Below are 14,672 nucleotides of genomic sequence, written 5' to 3' on the forward strand. Positions count from 1 at the left end.
ACCGGCGGCTGGCCGAGGTCCCGGCGCCGGGCGACCTGTCCTCGGCCGCCCTCGGCGACGAGCTGCGCTGGACCCGCCGCGCCCTGGTCTCCCTGCACGCCCAGGAGGCCCTGGCGGGCGCGCTGCTGCCCCAGCCCCCCACGAGCCGCACCGCCGCGGGCACGGCCCTGGCCGCCCTGACGGCCGCCCGCGCCCGCGGCATCCCCGACCACCGGATCGTCGCGACGGACCCGGTGGTCCTGTCCCTGACGGCCCCGAGCCTGCGCAACCCGCTCCACCTGCCGAACACATCGGGAGGCGGCACGCCACCGGAGGCCGACCGGGACGGCATACGCCCCCCTGCCACCGGCCCGGACCTCCCCGCCGAGAAGACGGCGAACCCACCCCACCAGCCCGGCTTCCCCACACAGAAGCCCGGCGTACGGCCCCCCGCCACCCCGCCGGGCGCCGCCCGCACCGAAGGCCTCGCGGAGCGCCCCGCCCGGGACGGCATACACCCCGGCGACGCCCCCGCCGAGAAGTCCGCCCGCACCTCCCCCGCCTCCCTGCCGCCCCGTGAAGCCCTGCGGCTCCGTATCCGCTGGGTGCAGGAGCTCCAGGTCCGCCTGGTCCGGGAGGCCGCCCGTCGCGTGGGCGCGGACCCCGCGCGTGCGGGGCTCATGCGGTGGGCCGAGCTGGCCGATGCCCTGCACGGCAGGGGGCTGCCCGCCGATCTCGCGGACCGTACGGCTCCGGCCGCCACTCCCCCGCTGCCGGACTCCTTCCGGCTCGCGGGCGGCGGAGTCGTCGTCGCCGAGGGCGACGGTGCCCGGGGCGACGGGACGCGGGGGGTCTCGGCGGGCCGCGCGGTCGGGACGGCGTGGGACGGTCTGGCGCCACGTCCGCCGGACCCGGTGCTGGTGGTGCGCACCCTCGACCCCGGCCTGGCGCCCCTGCTGCCCGGGCTGACCGGGCTGGTCGCGCAGACCGGCAGCCCGCTGTCCCACCTGGCCGTGCTGGCGCGCGAGTTCCGCCTGCCCGCGGTCGTCGGTGTGACCGACGCGGTGGACCGCTTCCCGGCCGGCGCCCGCCTCACTGTCGACGGGACGGCGGGTGACGTGAGACTGGGGGACGGATCATGAGGAGGCTCGCGTACGTCTTCGGGGGGCTCGCCGCCGCCGGGGCGGGCACCTACCTCGTGATCTATCTGTACCGGTGGCAGTGGCAGCGGGCCATGATCTGCGGCGTGCTGCTGCTGGTCGTCGAGGTGATGCTGTTCGGCCTGGTGGTGCTGGCCCGGCTGTCCCGGATCGAGGAGCGGCTGCGCGACAGCGACCGCCGCCAGCGGGAGACCGCGGCACGGCAGGACGACGCCCTGGCCCGGCTGCGCGCGGCCCCGGGCCCGGACGAGGCGGCGGGCGGCACCCGCGAGGGCCGGTTCCGCTGGCTGGACGAGCCCGCCGAGCGGACGTACGTCTTCGTGCCGGTGCTGATGGTCGCCGGAGTCGCCCTGTCCGGGATCGCCTGGGTGGTGCAGAAGGTGGCGTCGGCCACCGCGAGGCCCGCCGAGCGCCGCCTGGCCGGCCGGCTGGCCGTGCTCACCGCACCCGATCCGGCCGCCCCCGGCGATCTGGAGGACCTGCCCCCGGTCGGGGCCCCGCCGTCCCCGGGCCGTGCCGCGCGCCTCACGGCCGTGGGCGTCGTGGGCGCCGCGCTGCTGGCCGCGCTGGTCGTGGGGCTGGCGGACCTCACCCAGACCCGGGCGGAGGAGGCCGACGAGAGCGCGGCGACCTCGGTCGTGGTCCAGGTCGATCTGCGCGACAAGAGCATGGACGAGGCACGCCGGTCACTGGCCGCTCGGCAGGTGTGGGAGCGCTGCCGGGACTCGACGTCGGTGCCGCTGAACCACGCGTCGCTCGGTGATCTCGGGGACGGACTGTACGCCGGGGTGGTGCGGCCCGCCCTGACCGATCACGACCGGAGGCGGCTGCGCGGCTGCCTGGAGGACGCCACGCTGGAGCGGGTGAGCCTCACCGTGGTGGGCATGGGGGACGCCGAGACGGATGAGGAGTGAGTGACGCACACCACCGGAACATGCCAAATGAGACATAGAGCACAAATCGGACGTAAACCATAGACGATCATCAAACCGGGGTACTCTGCCTGATGCGCCCACGTCCCCTAGTCCCCCGGGTCGCTCATGGCTGTTCTCTCCACTGCTCTGCCCCGCCCTGCCCTTCAGAAGCGCCCGCTGCCGCAGCGCGCGGTACGGGCCCTCACCGGACTCCTCATCGGATACCTCGTCCTGTGGGCGGTCGGCGCGGGAGGCATTCTCGGCCTCTCGTACTGGGCCAAGGCAGAGACCCCGGCACCCGCCGGGACCCGCTCCGTCCAGGGTGTGCACAACTTCCAGCCGGTCAGCTCCGACGGCAGGCTGTGGCGCGGCGCCGCTCCGTCGCCGGCCGGCTACCGCGAGCTGGCGAGCATGGGCTTCGTGACCGTGGTGGACCTGCGGGCCGAGGATCTGAGCGCCAAGCAGCTCGCCGAGCCCGGCAAGGCCGGTCTTGATCTCGTGCGCGTACCCATCCGGGACGGCCAGACGCCGACCTCCGGACAGGTCGAGAAGCTGATGGAGACGGTGCGCGACTCCGACGGACCGGTCTTCGTGCACTGCGGTGCGGGAGTCGGCCGTACGGGCACGATGGCCGCGGCCTATCTGGTGCAGACGGGCGAGGCGTCCTCCGCCGAGGCGGTCCGGCGCAATCTCGCGGTCGGACCGCCCTCGATCGAGCAGATCTACTACGGCCTGAACCTCAGCCCCAGCAAGGCCGAGCAGCCGCCGCTGCCGGTCGTGGTCGTCAGCCGCGTGGTCGACGCCCCGCGCCGGATCATGTCCTGGTTCTGAGACCTGCTCAAGTCGGCCTCCACCAACGGTTGTTCATCAACTCAAGGGCATAGCAAGGTGGCACGGGCCTCAGGAGAGCAGGAAGTCGGCCACCCCCGCCTTGGCGCCCTCGATGAAGGCCGTCATCTCGTCGTTGGTGTAGATCAGCGCCGGTCCGTCCGGGTCGGTCGACTGACGCACGGCGATCCGGCCGTCGGCGAGCTTCATCGCCTCCAGGCAGTTGCCTCCGTTCCCGCCGCTCCACGGCTTGTGCCAGCCCTCGCTGCCCAACTCCCGCGCGGGCATGCCGTTGTAGACGGGTATGCGCGGTTTGATGCGATCCATTCACAGCTCCTTGCGGAGATCCCGCAGGATCTCCTTCGTGCGATGTGCCGTAGCGGCCTGCGCCGCCATGCGGTCCATGACCTCCAGGTGGGTGGCCACCTCGGGGCGCGCGTCGAGGTAGACGGCGCCGGTCAGGTACTCGCTGTAGACCATGTCCGGGAGTTCCGGCATGGCGAATCGGAACAGCACGAAGGGCCCGTAGGTGCCGGGGTGCGGCCCGCTCTCGAACGGGGCGACCTGCAGCGTCACATTGGGCAGCTTCGTCACCTCAAGCAGCCGGTCGATCTGGGCACGCATCACCTCCGGACCGCCGACCTGGCGGCGCAGCACGGTCTCGTCCATGACCACCCAGAACCGGGGCGCGTCCGGGCGGGTGAGCAGCCCCTGGCGTTGCATGCGCAGCGCCACATGACGCTCGATGTCGTCGGGCTTGGTCTGGCCGATGGCACCGGAGCGCAGCACCCCTCGCGCGTAGTCCTCGGTCTGGAGCAGACCGGGCACGAAGTGCGGCTCGTAGGACCGGATGAGGCTCGCGGCCCCCTCCAGGCTGACGTACATCGAGAACCAGCCCGGCAGGATGTCGTGGAACCGCTGCCACCAGCCGGGTTTGTTGGCGTCCTCGGCCAGCCGCACGAAGGCGTCGGCCTCCTCGTCACCGACCCCGTACGCCTTCAGCAGGAGCTGGAGGTAGGGGATCTTGAGGGAGACCTCGGCCATCTCCATACGGCGGACGGTGGCGGGGGCGACGCGCAGGACGCGGGCGGCTTCCTCACGCTTGAGGCCGGCGCGTTCCCGCAGGTCCAGCAGGCGTCGGCCGAGGACGACCTGGCCGACCGTCGGCGCGGACCGCGGCTCGCTCACGCTCCCACCTCCACCCAATGAATGCTGACAGCCCTGCGGCGCCATTCGAAGACCCATTCGAAAATCCATTCGGATTCTCGTCGATCCCTTTTGGCGCCGCTCAACATGCTGTTGCGATGCAGTGTGCCACGGCCTTGCACACCGTCACACAGCACTCTGCAATTTTCAGAGTGACACTTGCCAAGTGTTCACGGCGGGGCGATAGTGGCAAGCGTGATTCCGTCCGCGCCCTTAGGAACAGACGCCGTCGGCCTGTTGGGCCACGGCGCCGCCACGGCTGTCGGCCCCCAGCGGGGCCCCGCCGAGCGCCGGTTCCGGTTCGAGCTGGCCGCACACCCGGGTTCCCCCGCGCAGGCCAGACGCCTGACCAGGGCCCGGCTCACCGGCTGGTCCGTCTGCGAGGACACCTGCGACACCGCCGCCCTGGTGGTCTCCGAACTGGTCACCAACGCCATCGTGCACACCGCCAGCCGGCACATCGTCTGCGAGCTGCACGACGGCGACGACCTGCTGCGAATAGCCGTGCGCGATCAGGGCTGCGCACCGAGTGAGCCCCACCCGGCGGCACAGCGCGCGGACGAGGAGCACGGGAGGGGATTGCTCCTGGTCGACGCCCTCTGCCACGCCTGGGGCGCCCACGAGCACGGCCCCGGGCTGCTGGTCTGGGCGGAGCTGCCGCGCAAGGCGGACACGCCCCGCGAGGACACCGGCCCGCGCAACGACCTGGGCTGGGGCGCCCGGCCCAAACCCGGCTCCCCCGACGAGGGCTCCGACGGCGACGACGAGGACGGGGGACCCGCGTGAGTGTCATGTCCGGCGTTGGGCCGGTGCTGAGCCTGGACACACTGGTGCGGCTGCACCGCGGCTTCGTACCGCGGGCCGAACCGTCGAAGCTGACGGTGCCGGACGGGATGACGGCCCCCCTGGGCTGCGACGCGGTGGCCGTACCGGCCCGCTTCGGACCGCTGGTCCTGCCCCGGCTGCCGCACGCGGGGTGCGTCTACGCCGATGAGGCGTACTGGTGGTGGATCGTTCCGGCGGACTCCGACTACGCCCTGGAGTGGCCGACGGCTACGCGGTACGTGGCCGGGGCCGTGGTTCCCGACGAGGTACGGCTCATTCACCGGCCGGAGGGAACCGTGCCCTACACCCCGCCGATCCCGCTGTATCTGGCGCTGTGCCGGCTGATGGGGACTACGCCTTCCTGGTCCCGGCAGGTCAGCGCGTAGCGCTCGGTGAGGGGCAGCAGTTCTCGCGCCCCTTCGCGTACGCCTCACGTCCCCCTGTGTGCGCCCTGGCCGGATGTCCCCCGTGCGGCGATAGTGGCCGTCCGGGGGTGACCACGTGGCTGAGGTGTCCGAGTCCGAACAGCTGCTGTTCGGGGGGCCGTTGCGGTACGACATGGGCTGGAACCAGCACCATGACGCGTTCCTGGAGCTGAACTTCCGGTCCATGGTCAGGCGGCTGCCCGGTCTGCTGGCCGTCAGTTTCCGGCTGGCCTGGCAGGCCGACCGGACGGCCGCGCGGACCGTGCTGGCGGCGGAGGTCGGCCGTGGGCTCGCCCAGGCCGTGAGCCTGCTCGCGGTCAACAGTGTGCTGGGGCGGCTGCTCGGCGACGGGGACATCGCGGACCGGCTGCGCCAGTGTGTACCCGCGCTGGTCGCGATGGCCGCCGTCCTGCTGGTCGGCGCCCTGCTGCGGGCGGCCTCCACCTACGCCACCGGCCGCCTGGAGCCGAAGGTGGAGCGGGTCGCCACCGAGCAGTACCTGGAGCGGGCGGCGGCCGTGGAGCTGGCCGCGATCGAGGACCACGCCTTCCACAAACTGCTGGACACCGCCCAGTACGGCGCCTCCTCGGCCCGGCGCATGATCACCTACAGCGCCCGCGTGGTGAACGCGATCATCTCCCTGATCGCCGCCGCCGGTGTGCTCACCGTGCTGCACCCGGCCCTGCTCCCGCTGCTCGTCACCATGACCCTGCCGAGCGCCTGGTCGGCGCTGACCATCGCCCGGCGGCGCTACGAGTCCTTCCACACCTGGGTGCAGCACGCCCGCGCCGGTCATCTGCTCAGCGGGCTGCTCACCGAACCGGCCGCCGCCCCGGAGATCAGGGTGCACGGCGTCGGCCCGTTCCTGCTCCGTCACTACCGCGCCATGGCCGAGACGGCGGAGGCCGAACAGGCCCGCCTGGCCCGGCTCGCCGCCCGCACCGGCCTGGTCGCCGCCGCCTGGACCGGCGTCGCCACGGCCGCGACGTACGCCACGCTCGGCGCGCTGCTGCTGACCGGGGCGATGGCGCTGGCGGTGGCCGGGACCGCGGTGATCGCCATCCGGACCGGCTCGGCGAGCCTGGACAGCCTGGTGCTGGAGATCAACCAGTTGCACGAGGAGGCCCTGTTCGTGGGCGACCTGCAACGGCTGTACGTGGAGGCGGCCGAGCGGGCCGTCCCGAGCGGCGGCACCCCGCTGCCCGAGGAGCCCCGGGAGATCCGTTTCGAGCACGTCGGCTTCAGCTATCCCGGCGAGTCCACCCGCCCCGCCCTGGACGATGTCAGCCTCACCCTGCCGCTGGGCCGGATCGTGGCCCTGGTCGGCGAGAACGGCTCCGGCAAGACCACCCTCGTCAAGCTGCTCGCGGGCCTGTACGTCCCGGACCGGGGCCGGATCCTGTGGGACGACGTGGACGCGGCCGGGGCCGACCGGCGCCAACTCGCCGAGCGCATCGCGATGGTGGCGCAGGACTTCAAGCGGTGGCCGTTCACCGCGCGGGTCAATGTCGCCGTGGGCCGCTCCTCCGCGCCGCTGACCGAGGAGCGGCTCACCGAGGCGGTGGCCGCGGCCGGGGCGGAGGAGGTGGTGGCCGATCTGCCGCGCGGCCTGGACACCCTGCTGGCCCGGCAGTTCAACGGCGGGCACGAGCTGTCCGGCGGGCAGTGGCAGCGGCTCGGCATCGCGCGGGCCGCCTACCGGCGCGGACGGATCCTGATCGTGGACGAGCCGACGGCCGCCCTGGACGCCCGGGCCGAGCTGGAGGTCTTCGACCGCATCAGGGCACTGGCCGCGGCCGGGCAGACGGTCGTGCTGATCACCCACCGGCTGGCGTCCGTGCGCCACGCCGATCTGGTGCATGTACTGGACCAGGGGCGGCTGGTGGAGTCCGGGAGCCCTGAGGAACTGCTGGCCCGGGGCGGGCTGTACGCGGAGCTGTACGCGCTCCAGGCGGAACAGTTCGCCGCCCGGGTGCCCGCCCCGAAGGCGGGCTGAGACTCAGGCCGCCGCGTCCACGGAGGCGTCACCGCGCACGATCACGAGGAAGGCGTCCGACGCCAGGTCCATCACGACCTCGGCGGGCATGCCCTCGCTGCGCCGCGCCTGCGCGAACTCCTCCGCCGGCCACGAGCCCCGCGGCCCACCTGCGGGAAAGCGTTCGAGCACTTTTCGCCCGTTCACCTGGCACCTCCCTTGCGCGTTGTACTCGAAGAGTTAAACGCCGGGGGCGGGGTGAACGCCTCGTGGAGTGACGGTACTGAGACATAGTTGACACCGGCTCACCGCGGAGTGTGAGCCAGGTCTCGGTTTCGCCCACTTTTCGACTACTTTCCGCGTCAGTCCTCGTACTCGTCGTGATAGCGCACGCGGGCCCGGTCCTCCTGCCGTCCGAGGGCGGTCAGGTCCAGGAGGCTGGCCGTCGAACCCAGCCCGTCGAGGCCGCCGTCGAAGGCGGAGTAGGTGTGGAACACCCGGTCGCGGTCCCGCAGGAAGCAGCTCACCCCGGACCGCTCCACCAGCTCCCCCTCGTGCTCCCGGGTCGCCTCGAAGTCGCGGTCGAAGTCGTTCCCGTACGAGGAGAGCCAGGGCACCGTCCAGCCCATCCGGGCCTTGAAGGGCAGGATCGTGGTGTACGGCGCCCGGGAGACGGCGGCGAAGGAGGTGTCGCGGGCCCACAGGTGGGCGAGGTGGCCGATCTGGTCGAGGAAGGCCGAGCAGGTGCGGCAGCCCGTCTCCCACTCGGGCGCGAACACGAAGTGGTGCACGATCAACTGGCGCCGCCCCTCGAAGAGGTCGAGCAGACCGGCCTTGCCGTCACCGCCCTCGAAGACGTACTCCGTCTCCACCTCCACCATCGGCAGCCGCCGCCGCTCGGCGTTCAGCGCCTCCCGCGCGCGGGCGACGGCCTCCTCCTTGACCAGTAACTCCTCGCGCGCCGCGCGCCACTGGGCACGCGAGACGATCTCCGGAAGCGACATGGGCCCCTCCTGTGCGACGGTCCGTTCGAGGTGCTGACCGACGGGAAGTACGGAACTCATCGCTGGGAACCAAGATTTTTCCGGTGCCTTCTTTCTCACACCTTCAGGTGTGCCCTCCCCCCTTCACGTGTCGTACTCCTGGATCCGCCTGCCGTGGCCGCGGTCGACCAGGCCGGGCAGGCGCTCGCCCAACTCCTCCAGTACCGGGGCGACATCGAGGGTGAGCAGTGCGCGGTCCCGCATCAGGACGCGGCCGTCGACCATCGTGGTGCGGACGTCAAAGGAGCGGGCGCTGTGCACGAGGGTCGCGGCGAGGTCGTGCACGGGCTGGGTGTGCGGTCCGGTGAGGTCGACCAGGACGATGTCGGCCCGGCGGCCCGGGGCGAGGGTTCCCAGGCGGTCGCCGAGGCCGACGGCGGCGGCGCTCTGGAGCGTGGCGTGGTGCAGGGCCTGACGGGACGTCAGCCATGTGGGGTCGCCGGTGGTGGACTTCTGCACCAGCGCGGTCAGCGCCATGGACTCCCACACGTCGAGGGAGTTGTTGGAGGCGGCGCCGTCCGTGGCGAGGCCCACGGGGACACCGATCTCCCGCAGGGCGCGCACCGGAGTGGTGTCGGGCCAGGCGAACTTGAGGTAGCCGCGGGGCGCGGTGGCGACCGCGACCCGGCCGGGGGCGTCCCGGAGCAGGGGCAGGTCGTCGTCGGTGATGCCGGTGCCGTGCGCGACGAGGACATCGGTGGCGAGGATGCCGGTGCGGTCCAGGACCCCGATGGGGGTGACGCCGTGCCGGTCGAGGGAGGCGCGGGTCTGGTCGCGGTTCTCGGCGGCGTGCAGATGGACCGGCAGTCCGTGTTCACGGGCCAGGTCCGCGGTGGCGGCGAGGTCGGCGTCGGTGACGGTGTAGGGGGCGTGCGGGGCGAGGGCGGTGGTGATACGGCCGTCGGCGGCGCCCCGGTACCGCAGCGCGAACTCCAGTGACCGCTCCCGCCCTTCGGGCTCCTGCGAGGAGAAGAACGCCTCGCCGAGATGGGCGCGCAGTCCGCACTCGGCGACCACGGAGGCGACGGCGTCCATGGCGAAGTAGTGGTCGGCGAAGCAGGTGACCCCGGCCCGGATCATCTCGGCGCAGGCGAGCCGCGCGCCCAACTCCACGTCCCGCGCGGTGAGGTTGGACTCCACCGGCCAGACGTAGTCGTTGAACCACTCCTCCAGCGGCAGGTCCTCGGCGATACCGCGCAGGGCGACCATCGGGGCGTGCGTGTGGCAGTTCACCAGCCCCGGCATCGCCACCTGCCCCCGCGCGTCGATCCGCTCCGCCGCGGGGCGCTCCGCCACCTCGGCGGCGTCGGTGACCGCCTCGACCGCCCCGTCGCGCACGACGATCGCGGCGTCCTCCCTGAACCCGACCCGGCCCTGGTCGTCGTGGACGAGGACGGTGCACCCGGTGATGACGATGTCAGCGTCGGTCGGCGTCATACGGCCAACGTACGACGACCTGCGGGCGGCGCGCCGCCGTTCAGCCCGCCCGGCGCGCCCGCAGCCGCGCCAGTTCGTCCAGCAGGCCGGTGAGTTGGCGGGTGTCGCGCGGGGTGAGCGCGCCGGCGTCGTCGAGGTGGACGGCGCAGGCGGTGGTGGCGTCCACGAGCCGTTCGAGGGCGCCGGCCACCTTCTCGGTGCCCGCCGAGTGCCGGGCGAGCGGGGGCAGTTCGGCGGAGGCGAGCGCGATGGCGCTGCGGGCCTCGGCGAGGGTGCGGTAGGCCTCGCGGCGCAGGAGCCAGCGGGCGGCGCGGTCGTGGGGCTCGCCGAGCACGTGGGTGAGGTAGGCGTGCGTCGCCTCCTCGGCGGCGCCGAGCCGGGCGCGTACTCCTCCGCCGTGCTGGCCCGGCATCGCGAGGTGCCCCACCAGCAGGACGATCACGCAGGCCAGCAGGGTCTCCCCGATGCGGCCCGCGGCGGCCTGTGGTTCACCGCCGACCATCACCAGGGCGAGCACGAGCACGGTCACCACTCCGGTCTGGGCGGCGAAGTGCCGGGTGGCGACGGGGATGAGCGCCCCGCTGACGGCGACCAGCGCGATCAGCCCGTCCGGCCGGGGCAGCACGGCGGCGAGGGCGGCGAACACGGCCGCCCCGAGCACGGTGCCGGCGGCCCGGCACAGCACCCGTGACAGCAGCGGCCCGAGATCGGGCTTGACCAGGAAGACGGCGGTGGCGGGCAGCCAGTACCAGTGCGGGTGCTCGCCGTACCAGCGGGCCTGGTGCAGCGCCTGGGCGACAGCGGCGGAGGCGCCGAAGCACAGGCCGACGCGCAGTCCGTACTCCCGGCCGCCCGCGCCGAGAACCGTGCGCGCCAGTGCCTTGGGCGAGCGCCGTCTGGTGTGCAGGTCCCCGCCGTCGGCCCGGTCGAAGGCCTCGGCGGCGTGCAGCAGGGCATCGTCGAGGGCGCGCAGCGCGGGCGCGCTCCGGGTGGGCGCGGGCAGTGGCCCGGTGGGTGTGCCCGCGCGTACGGCGGCGGCGAGGCGCCGGGGGCCTTCGGCGGCCCGCGCCGGTACGGCGTCACCGGTCCAGGCGAGGGCGGTGGCGGCCTCGGCGAGGGGCAGCGCGGCGGCGTACTGGGCGTGCAGGCGGCGTTCGGCGGCGGAGGAGGCGTAGCGGCGCAGACGGGGTCCGGCGAGGGCGTCCTGGGCGTGGTCGAGGGCGGCGGTGAGCGCGGCCCGGCGTGCGGTGGCGAGGTCGGTGCCCGCGGCGTCGAGGAGTGCGGCGACCGCGTCGTAGACGGCACCCACGGCCTCCCGTTCGCCGTCGAACCGGAAGTCCCCGGCGAAGGAGCCCGGGCCGGGCAGGGCCAGCCGCAGCAGGATCAGCCATCCGGCGCCGGCGAGGTAGGCGAGGCCGCGCTGCCAGCCCGGTTCCGGCAGCGGCATTCCGGCGCCGATCGCGGAGGCGACGAGCAACTGTGTCCCGGCGGTGGAGGCGACGGGGCCGATGGCGCTGACGCCGCCGGCGGCCAGGCCGACGACGGCGAACAGCACGCTGAGTCCCACGGCGCCGAGCAGTTCCCCGCCGTAGGTGCCGAGCACCAGGCCCGCGGCGCCCGCGACGGCGGGCACCCCCAGCCGGCGCACCGCGGCCCGCCTGCTGCCGGGGCGGTCGGCGACCCCGGCGAGCATGGCGGCGACGGCGGCCACGACACCCACGGAGGCGTGACCGGCGACGACGGCCGCCGCGAGCAGGGGTCCGGCGCCCAGCGCGCCCCGTACGACCGCGCTCCACGGGACGGGGCCGCGCTGTGTGCGCAGGGCGTGGGCGATCCAGGGGGGCAGGGCGAGTGCGGGGCGGGGCACGGGGGCTCCTGTCGGACGAGGGCGGGTGCCTTCGGGCGACGGTGGCCGGGGCGACGGGTACGGGTTCGACGGTAGATCATGAAGTGACGTGTTCCGGTACGCCCGTATTACCGCCGCGTGACAATGCGTGCAGCAGCCACGTTCTTTATGACCGCAACGCCGCCGCCATCGCGCCCTCGAACAGCCGCCCGGCGTCGGCGGCCACCGTCTCCAACGGTGCCGCCCCGATGGCGTCGATGATGGCGTCGGTGCCGCGCAGCCCGGCCCGCTCCAGCAGCCGCTTCTCGTTCGTCACCCACTCCCCGCGCGCCGCCAGCACGGCGTGCCCCGTCTGCATCGCGGCGGTGGCGACGGCCCCCGCGAGTTCGGTGCGGCGCCCGGCGGGGGCGTGATTGGCGGCGGCGTACGCGAGGGTGAGGCGGGCGGTGTCGCGCCAGCGCGCGGAGGCGGTACGCCGCAGCTTCTCCGGATATCCGTCGGGCCGCGGCAACTCCCCCCTCAGCACCTGGTTGATCGCCAGCTCCGCCACGATCAGATAGGTGGGAATCCCGGCGAGATGGAACAACAGCGGTTCCACCCGGAAGCGCCCCTGCTCCGCCTCGGCCAGTTCGTGCTCGACCACATCGAGGTCCCGGTAGTGCACGTCCACCCGGCGTCCCTCGACGGTCAGCCAGGCCCCGCCGTTGAAGACCCCGCCGCCCCATCCCCCGATCCCGGAGACCTCCCCTTCCCACCCCAGGGCCCGCAGATCGTCCGGGTCGAAGTCCCCCCGGTAGTAGACGGCGAGGTCCCAGTCGCTGTCCGGCCGCTGGGTCCCCTGGGCCCGGGAGCCGCCGAGCGCCACGGCACGCACACCGGGCAGTCCGGCGAGCCGGTCGGCGACGGAGTCGAGAAAGTCGGTCACGGGTCTCTCCGGAGGGGTCAGGCTTCCCACAGGTCGCGGTGCCGGTGGCGGGTGGGCGGCAGGTCGAACGCGGCAGCCGCTTCCCACAGGCGGCCCGGTCCCGCTGCCCGCAGGTCCTTCACCCCCGCCCGGCTGAAGGCCCGGAGCGCGGCCCTCGCGCGCCTCTCGTACGGGCTGTCCCCCCGGACGCCGAGGGTCCGGGGGTAGACGTACGCGGCGAAGCCACGCCGTACCCACAGCGGGCGGGGGCGGCGCCCCTCGCGTGCGGCCCGGGCCAACTCCCGGCGGGAATAGCGCAGGTCGGTGAGCCAGTGCGCGGTGCACGGGCCCGCCGTGCCGTTCGGCCAGTAGGGCGGTACCGCGCGGCGGCGGGGCGGGGTGTGGTGGGCGGTTCTGGACATGGCTGGTGTCCAGGGTCCCGGGGGTGGGGTGGTGGTGTCGAACGATTAAGGGGCGGGGCGGAAATTCGGGTGCGTGAGGCCTTCTCCCGGTCGAGGATCAGTAGGTTGCCCGCTGTCCGCCGTACCCCGGGAGCCGCCGTGATCAAGCGTGTTGTCAGTCCTGCCCTGTTCCCGCCGCCCGCCTATTCGCACGCGTCCGTCGTCGAGGCCGGGACCAGGCTGGCGTTCCTGGCGGGGGCCGTGCCGTTGGACGCGGACGGGAAGATCGTCGGGGAGGGGGATCCGGCGGCACAGGCCGAGCAGGTCATCCGCAATCTGCGGGAGCAGCTCGCCGCCGTGGGGAGCGGTCTGGAGCATGTCGTCTCCACCGATGTGTACGTCGTGAGCAGCGAGCCCTCCGTGCTGTCCGCCGTGTGGGAGGTAGTCGAGGCGTCGGGGCTGAGTGCGGGGCCGCACTCGTCCACGCTCCTCGGCGTGGCCTGCCTCGGCTACACCGGGCAACTGGTGGAGATCACGGCCACCGCGGTCGTACCGGAGACCGGACGGTGATCACCCTGCGCCGGGCCACCGCCGACGACGCGCTCGCCGCCGCTGATGTCTGGCTGCGCTCCTTCGACGCCGCGCTGCCCACGGTCGTCCGCCCGCACTCGGACGACGAAGTCCGCGACTACTTCCGGGAGTTCGTCGTGCCCCGGCAGGAGACCTGGGTCGCGGACCCGGGCGACGGCACACTCGTCGGGGTCATGGTGCTGCACGGCGAACTGCTCTCCCAGCTCTACCTCGCCCCCGACTGGCGCGGCCGGGGCCTGGGCGACCGGTTCGTACGGCTCGCCAAGGAGCGCAGTCCGCGCGGCCTGAACCTGTGGACCTTCCAGGTCAACAAGCCCGCCCACCGCTTCTACGAACGCCACGGCTTCGTCGCCGTCGAACGCACCGACGGCAGCGCCAACGAGGAGCGGGAGCCGGACGTGCGGTACGTGTGGCGGCCGTAGTTCACGGGCGGCGCCCCCACTGGCGGCGCTTCGGCAGCGGACGCGCGTACGTGCCCGCCCTGCTGGTCGTCAGCCCCAGCGCCACCAGCGACTCCGCCAGCCGTACCGCCGCGCCGACACCGTCGACCACGGGCATCCCCAGCTTCTCCCCCACCGCCCGCTGCAGCCCGGTCATTCCGGCGCACCCGAGCACCAGCACCTCGGCCCCGGCTGCGCGCACCCGCTCGGCCGCCGCGAGGAAGGCTGCCTCGGTGCGCTCGGCGTCCTCCAGTTCCAGTACGCCGAGCCCGGTGCCGACCACGGCGGCGCAGTTGCGGCCGACCCCGGCCAGTTCCAGGCTGTCCTCGATCTGCCCGCAGGACCGCTCCAGGGTGGTGACCACGCCGTAGCGGCGGCCCAGCAGACAGGCCAGATGGGCGGCGGCCTCGGTGATGTCCACGACGGGGACGTCCACCAACTCCCGTACGCCTTCCCGCCCGTGCTCGCCGAACCCGGCCATGACGACGGCGTCGTAGGGCTCCTGGTAGGTCCGCAGCGCGTCGATCACGGCCGCCGCGGAGAGGTAGCTGTCCAGCCAGCCCTCCGCGGACTCCGGTCCCCAGTGCGGGGTCAGGCCGGTCACGGTGGTGCCCGGGCCTGCGGCGGCCCGGGCACCTCGTACGATCTCCGCGGTCATCCCCTGCGTGGTGTTGCAGTTGGTGACGAGGATGCGCACC

The 14,672-nt window shown here is 73.5% G+C and carries 17 protein-coding genes; 8 read left to right on the plus strand and 9 right to left on the minus strand.

From position 1 onward, the window contains the following. The 3 genes from GA0115233_RS31735 to GA0115233_RS31745 all read left to right on the plus strand — a co-directional run. A partial coding sequence (locus GA0115233_RS31735) for a PEP-utilizing enzyme (RefSeq protein ID WP_255310424.1) occupies nt 1-1,121 on the plus strand: 1,121 nt, incomplete at its 5' end. Continuing rightward, nucleotides 1,118-2,053, plus strand: a complete 936-nt coding sequence (locus GA0115233_RS31740) for a hypothetical protein (protein WP_093723774.1) — start codon at nt 1,118-1,120, stop codon at nt 2,051-2,053. The genes GA0115233_RS31735 and GA0115233_RS31740, both read left to right, overlap by 4 nt. A 126-nt stretch (nt 2,054-2,179) precedes the next feature. Beyond that, the gene (locus GA0115233_RS31745) at nt 2,180-2,884 is read left to right on the plus strand and encodes a protein-tyrosine phosphatase family protein (RefSeq protein ID WP_093723775.1); all 705 of its coding nucleotides are present in this window, start codon (nt 2,180-2,182) and stop codon (nt 2,882-2,884) included. 69 nt (nt 2,885-2,953) lie between these two features. Here the strand turns inward: GA0115233_RS31745 and GA0115233_RS31750 are convergent, their stop codons facing one another. Both GA0115233_RS31750 and GA0115233_RS31755 read right to left on the minus strand, forming a co-directional pair. After that, nucleotides 2,954-3,208, minus strand: coding sequence for a DUF397 domain-containing protein (locus GA0115233_RS31750; protein ID WP_093723776.1), 255 nt, complete (start codon nt 3,206-3,208; stop codon nt 2,954-2,956). Beyond that, nucleotides 3,209-4,069 carry a helix-turn-helix domain-containing protein gene (locus tag GA0115233_RS31755; protein ID WP_093723777.1) on the minus strand — a complete coding sequence of 287 codons (861 nt, stop codon included), beginning with the start codon at nt 4,067-4,069 and terminating at the stop codon, nt 3,209-3,211. It abuts the gene before it with no gap. Nucleotides 4,070-4,273: 204 nt separating this feature from the next. Here GA0115233_RS31755 and GA0115233_RS31760 point away from each other — a divergent pair, with 204 nt between their 5' ends. From GA0115233_RS31760 to GA0115233_RS31770, 3 genes are all read left to right on the plus strand, one after another. Beyond that, complete coding sequence (locus GA0115233_RS31760; protein ID WP_093723778.1) at nt 4,274-4,873, plus strand: ATP-binding protein; 600 nt, start codon at nt 4,274-4,276, stop codon at nt 4,871-4,873. 5 nt (nt 4,874-4,878) lie between these two features. Next, nucleotides 4,879-5,298 (plus strand): hypothetical protein, encoded by a 420-nt coding sequence (locus GA0115233_RS31765; protein WP_093723807.1) that lies wholly within the window; start codon nt 4,879-4,881, stop codon nt 5,296-5,298. A 172-nt stretch (nt 5,299-5,470) separates the two neighbouring features. After that, nucleotides 5,471-7,333: an ABC transporter ATP-binding protein gene (locus GA0115233_RS31770; RefSeq protein WP_255310425.1), complete on the plus strand. Its 1,863-nt coding sequence runs from the start codon at nt 5,471-5,473 to the stop codon at nt 7,331-7,333. A 3-nt stretch (nt 7,334-7,336) separates the two neighbouring features. Here GA0115233_RS31770 and GA0115233_RS31775 read toward each other — a convergent pair whose 3' ends face one another. The 6 genes from GA0115233_RS31775 to GA0115233_RS41305 all read right to left on the minus strand — a co-directional run bounded on the left by GA0115233_RS31775 (nt 7,337) and on the right by GA0115233_RS41305 (nt 12,964). Continuing rightward, nucleotides 7,337-7,519 (minus strand): hypothetical protein, encoded by a 183-nt coding sequence (locus GA0115233_RS31775; RefSeq protein WP_093723780.1) that lies wholly within the window; start codon nt 7,517-7,519, stop codon nt 7,337-7,339. 155 nt (nt 7,520-7,674) lie between these two features. Further along, a complete protein-coding gene (locus GA0115233_RS31780) occupies nt 7,675-8,316 on the minus strand; it encodes a DUF899 domain-containing protein (protein ID WP_093723781.1) in 642 nt (213 codons plus the stop codon). Between the two features lie 123 nt (nt 8,317-8,439). Then, a complete protein-coding gene (locus GA0115233_RS31785; RefSeq protein WP_093723782.1) occupies nt 8,440-9,792 on the minus strand; it encodes an amidohydrolase in 1,353 nt (450 codons plus the stop codon). A 40-nt stretch (nt 9,793-9,832) separates the two neighbouring features. Beyond that, complete coding sequence (locus GA0115233_RS31790) at nt 9,833-11,659, minus strand: FUSC family protein (RefSeq protein ID WP_093723783.1); 1,827 nt, start codon at nt 11,657-11,659, stop codon at nt 9,833-9,835. 145 nt (nt 11,660-11,804) lie between these two features. Then, nucleotides 11,805-12,563: a nucleotidyltransferase domain-containing protein gene (locus tag GA0115233_RS31795; RefSeq protein WP_093723784.1), complete on the minus strand. Its 759-nt coding sequence runs from the start codon at nt 12,561-12,563 to the stop codon at nt 11,805-11,807. A 17-nt stretch (nt 12,564-12,580) separates the two neighbouring features. Then, a complete protein-coding gene (locus GA0115233_RS41305) occupies nt 12,581-12,964 on the minus strand; it encodes a hypothetical protein (RefSeq protein ID WP_093723785.1) in 384 nt (127 codons plus the stop codon). Nucleotides 12,965-13,102: 138 nt separating this feature from the next. Here GA0115233_RS41305 and GA0115233_RS31805 point away from each other — a divergent pair, with 138 nt between their 5' ends. Together GA0115233_RS31805 and GA0115233_RS31810 are read left to right on the plus strand one after the other, a co-directional pair. Further along, nucleotides 13,103-13,513: a RidA family protein gene (locus GA0115233_RS31805; protein ID WP_093723786.1), complete on the plus strand. Its 411-nt coding sequence runs from the start codon at nt 13,103-13,105 to the stop codon at nt 13,511-13,513. Further along, on the plus strand, nt 13,510-13,956 hold the full coding sequence (locus GA0115233_RS31810; protein WP_093723787.1) for a GNAT family N-acetyltransferase: 447 nt from the start codon (nt 13,510-13,512) through the stop codon (nt 13,954-13,956). Before GA0115233_RS31805 ends, GA0115233_RS31810 begins: the two co-directional genes overlap by 4 nt. Before the next feature lies 1 nt (nt 13,957). Here the strand turns inward: GA0115233_RS31810 and GA0115233_RS31815 are convergent, their stop codons facing one another. Continuing rightward, on the minus strand, nt 13,958-14,671 hold the full coding sequence (locus GA0115233_RS31815) for an aspartate/glutamate racemase family protein (RefSeq protein ID WP_093723788.1): 714 nt from the start codon (nt 14,669-14,671) through the stop codon (nt 13,958-13,960). Between the last annotated feature and the right edge of the window lies 1 nt (nt 14,672).

Origin of the sequence: Streptomyces sp. DI166, from assembly GCF_900091315.1 — a bacterium.
In the GTDB taxonomy this organism is placed as follows: domain Bacteria; phylum Actinomycetota; class Actinomycetes; order Streptomycetales; family Streptomycetaceae; genus Streptomyces; species Streptomyces fuscus.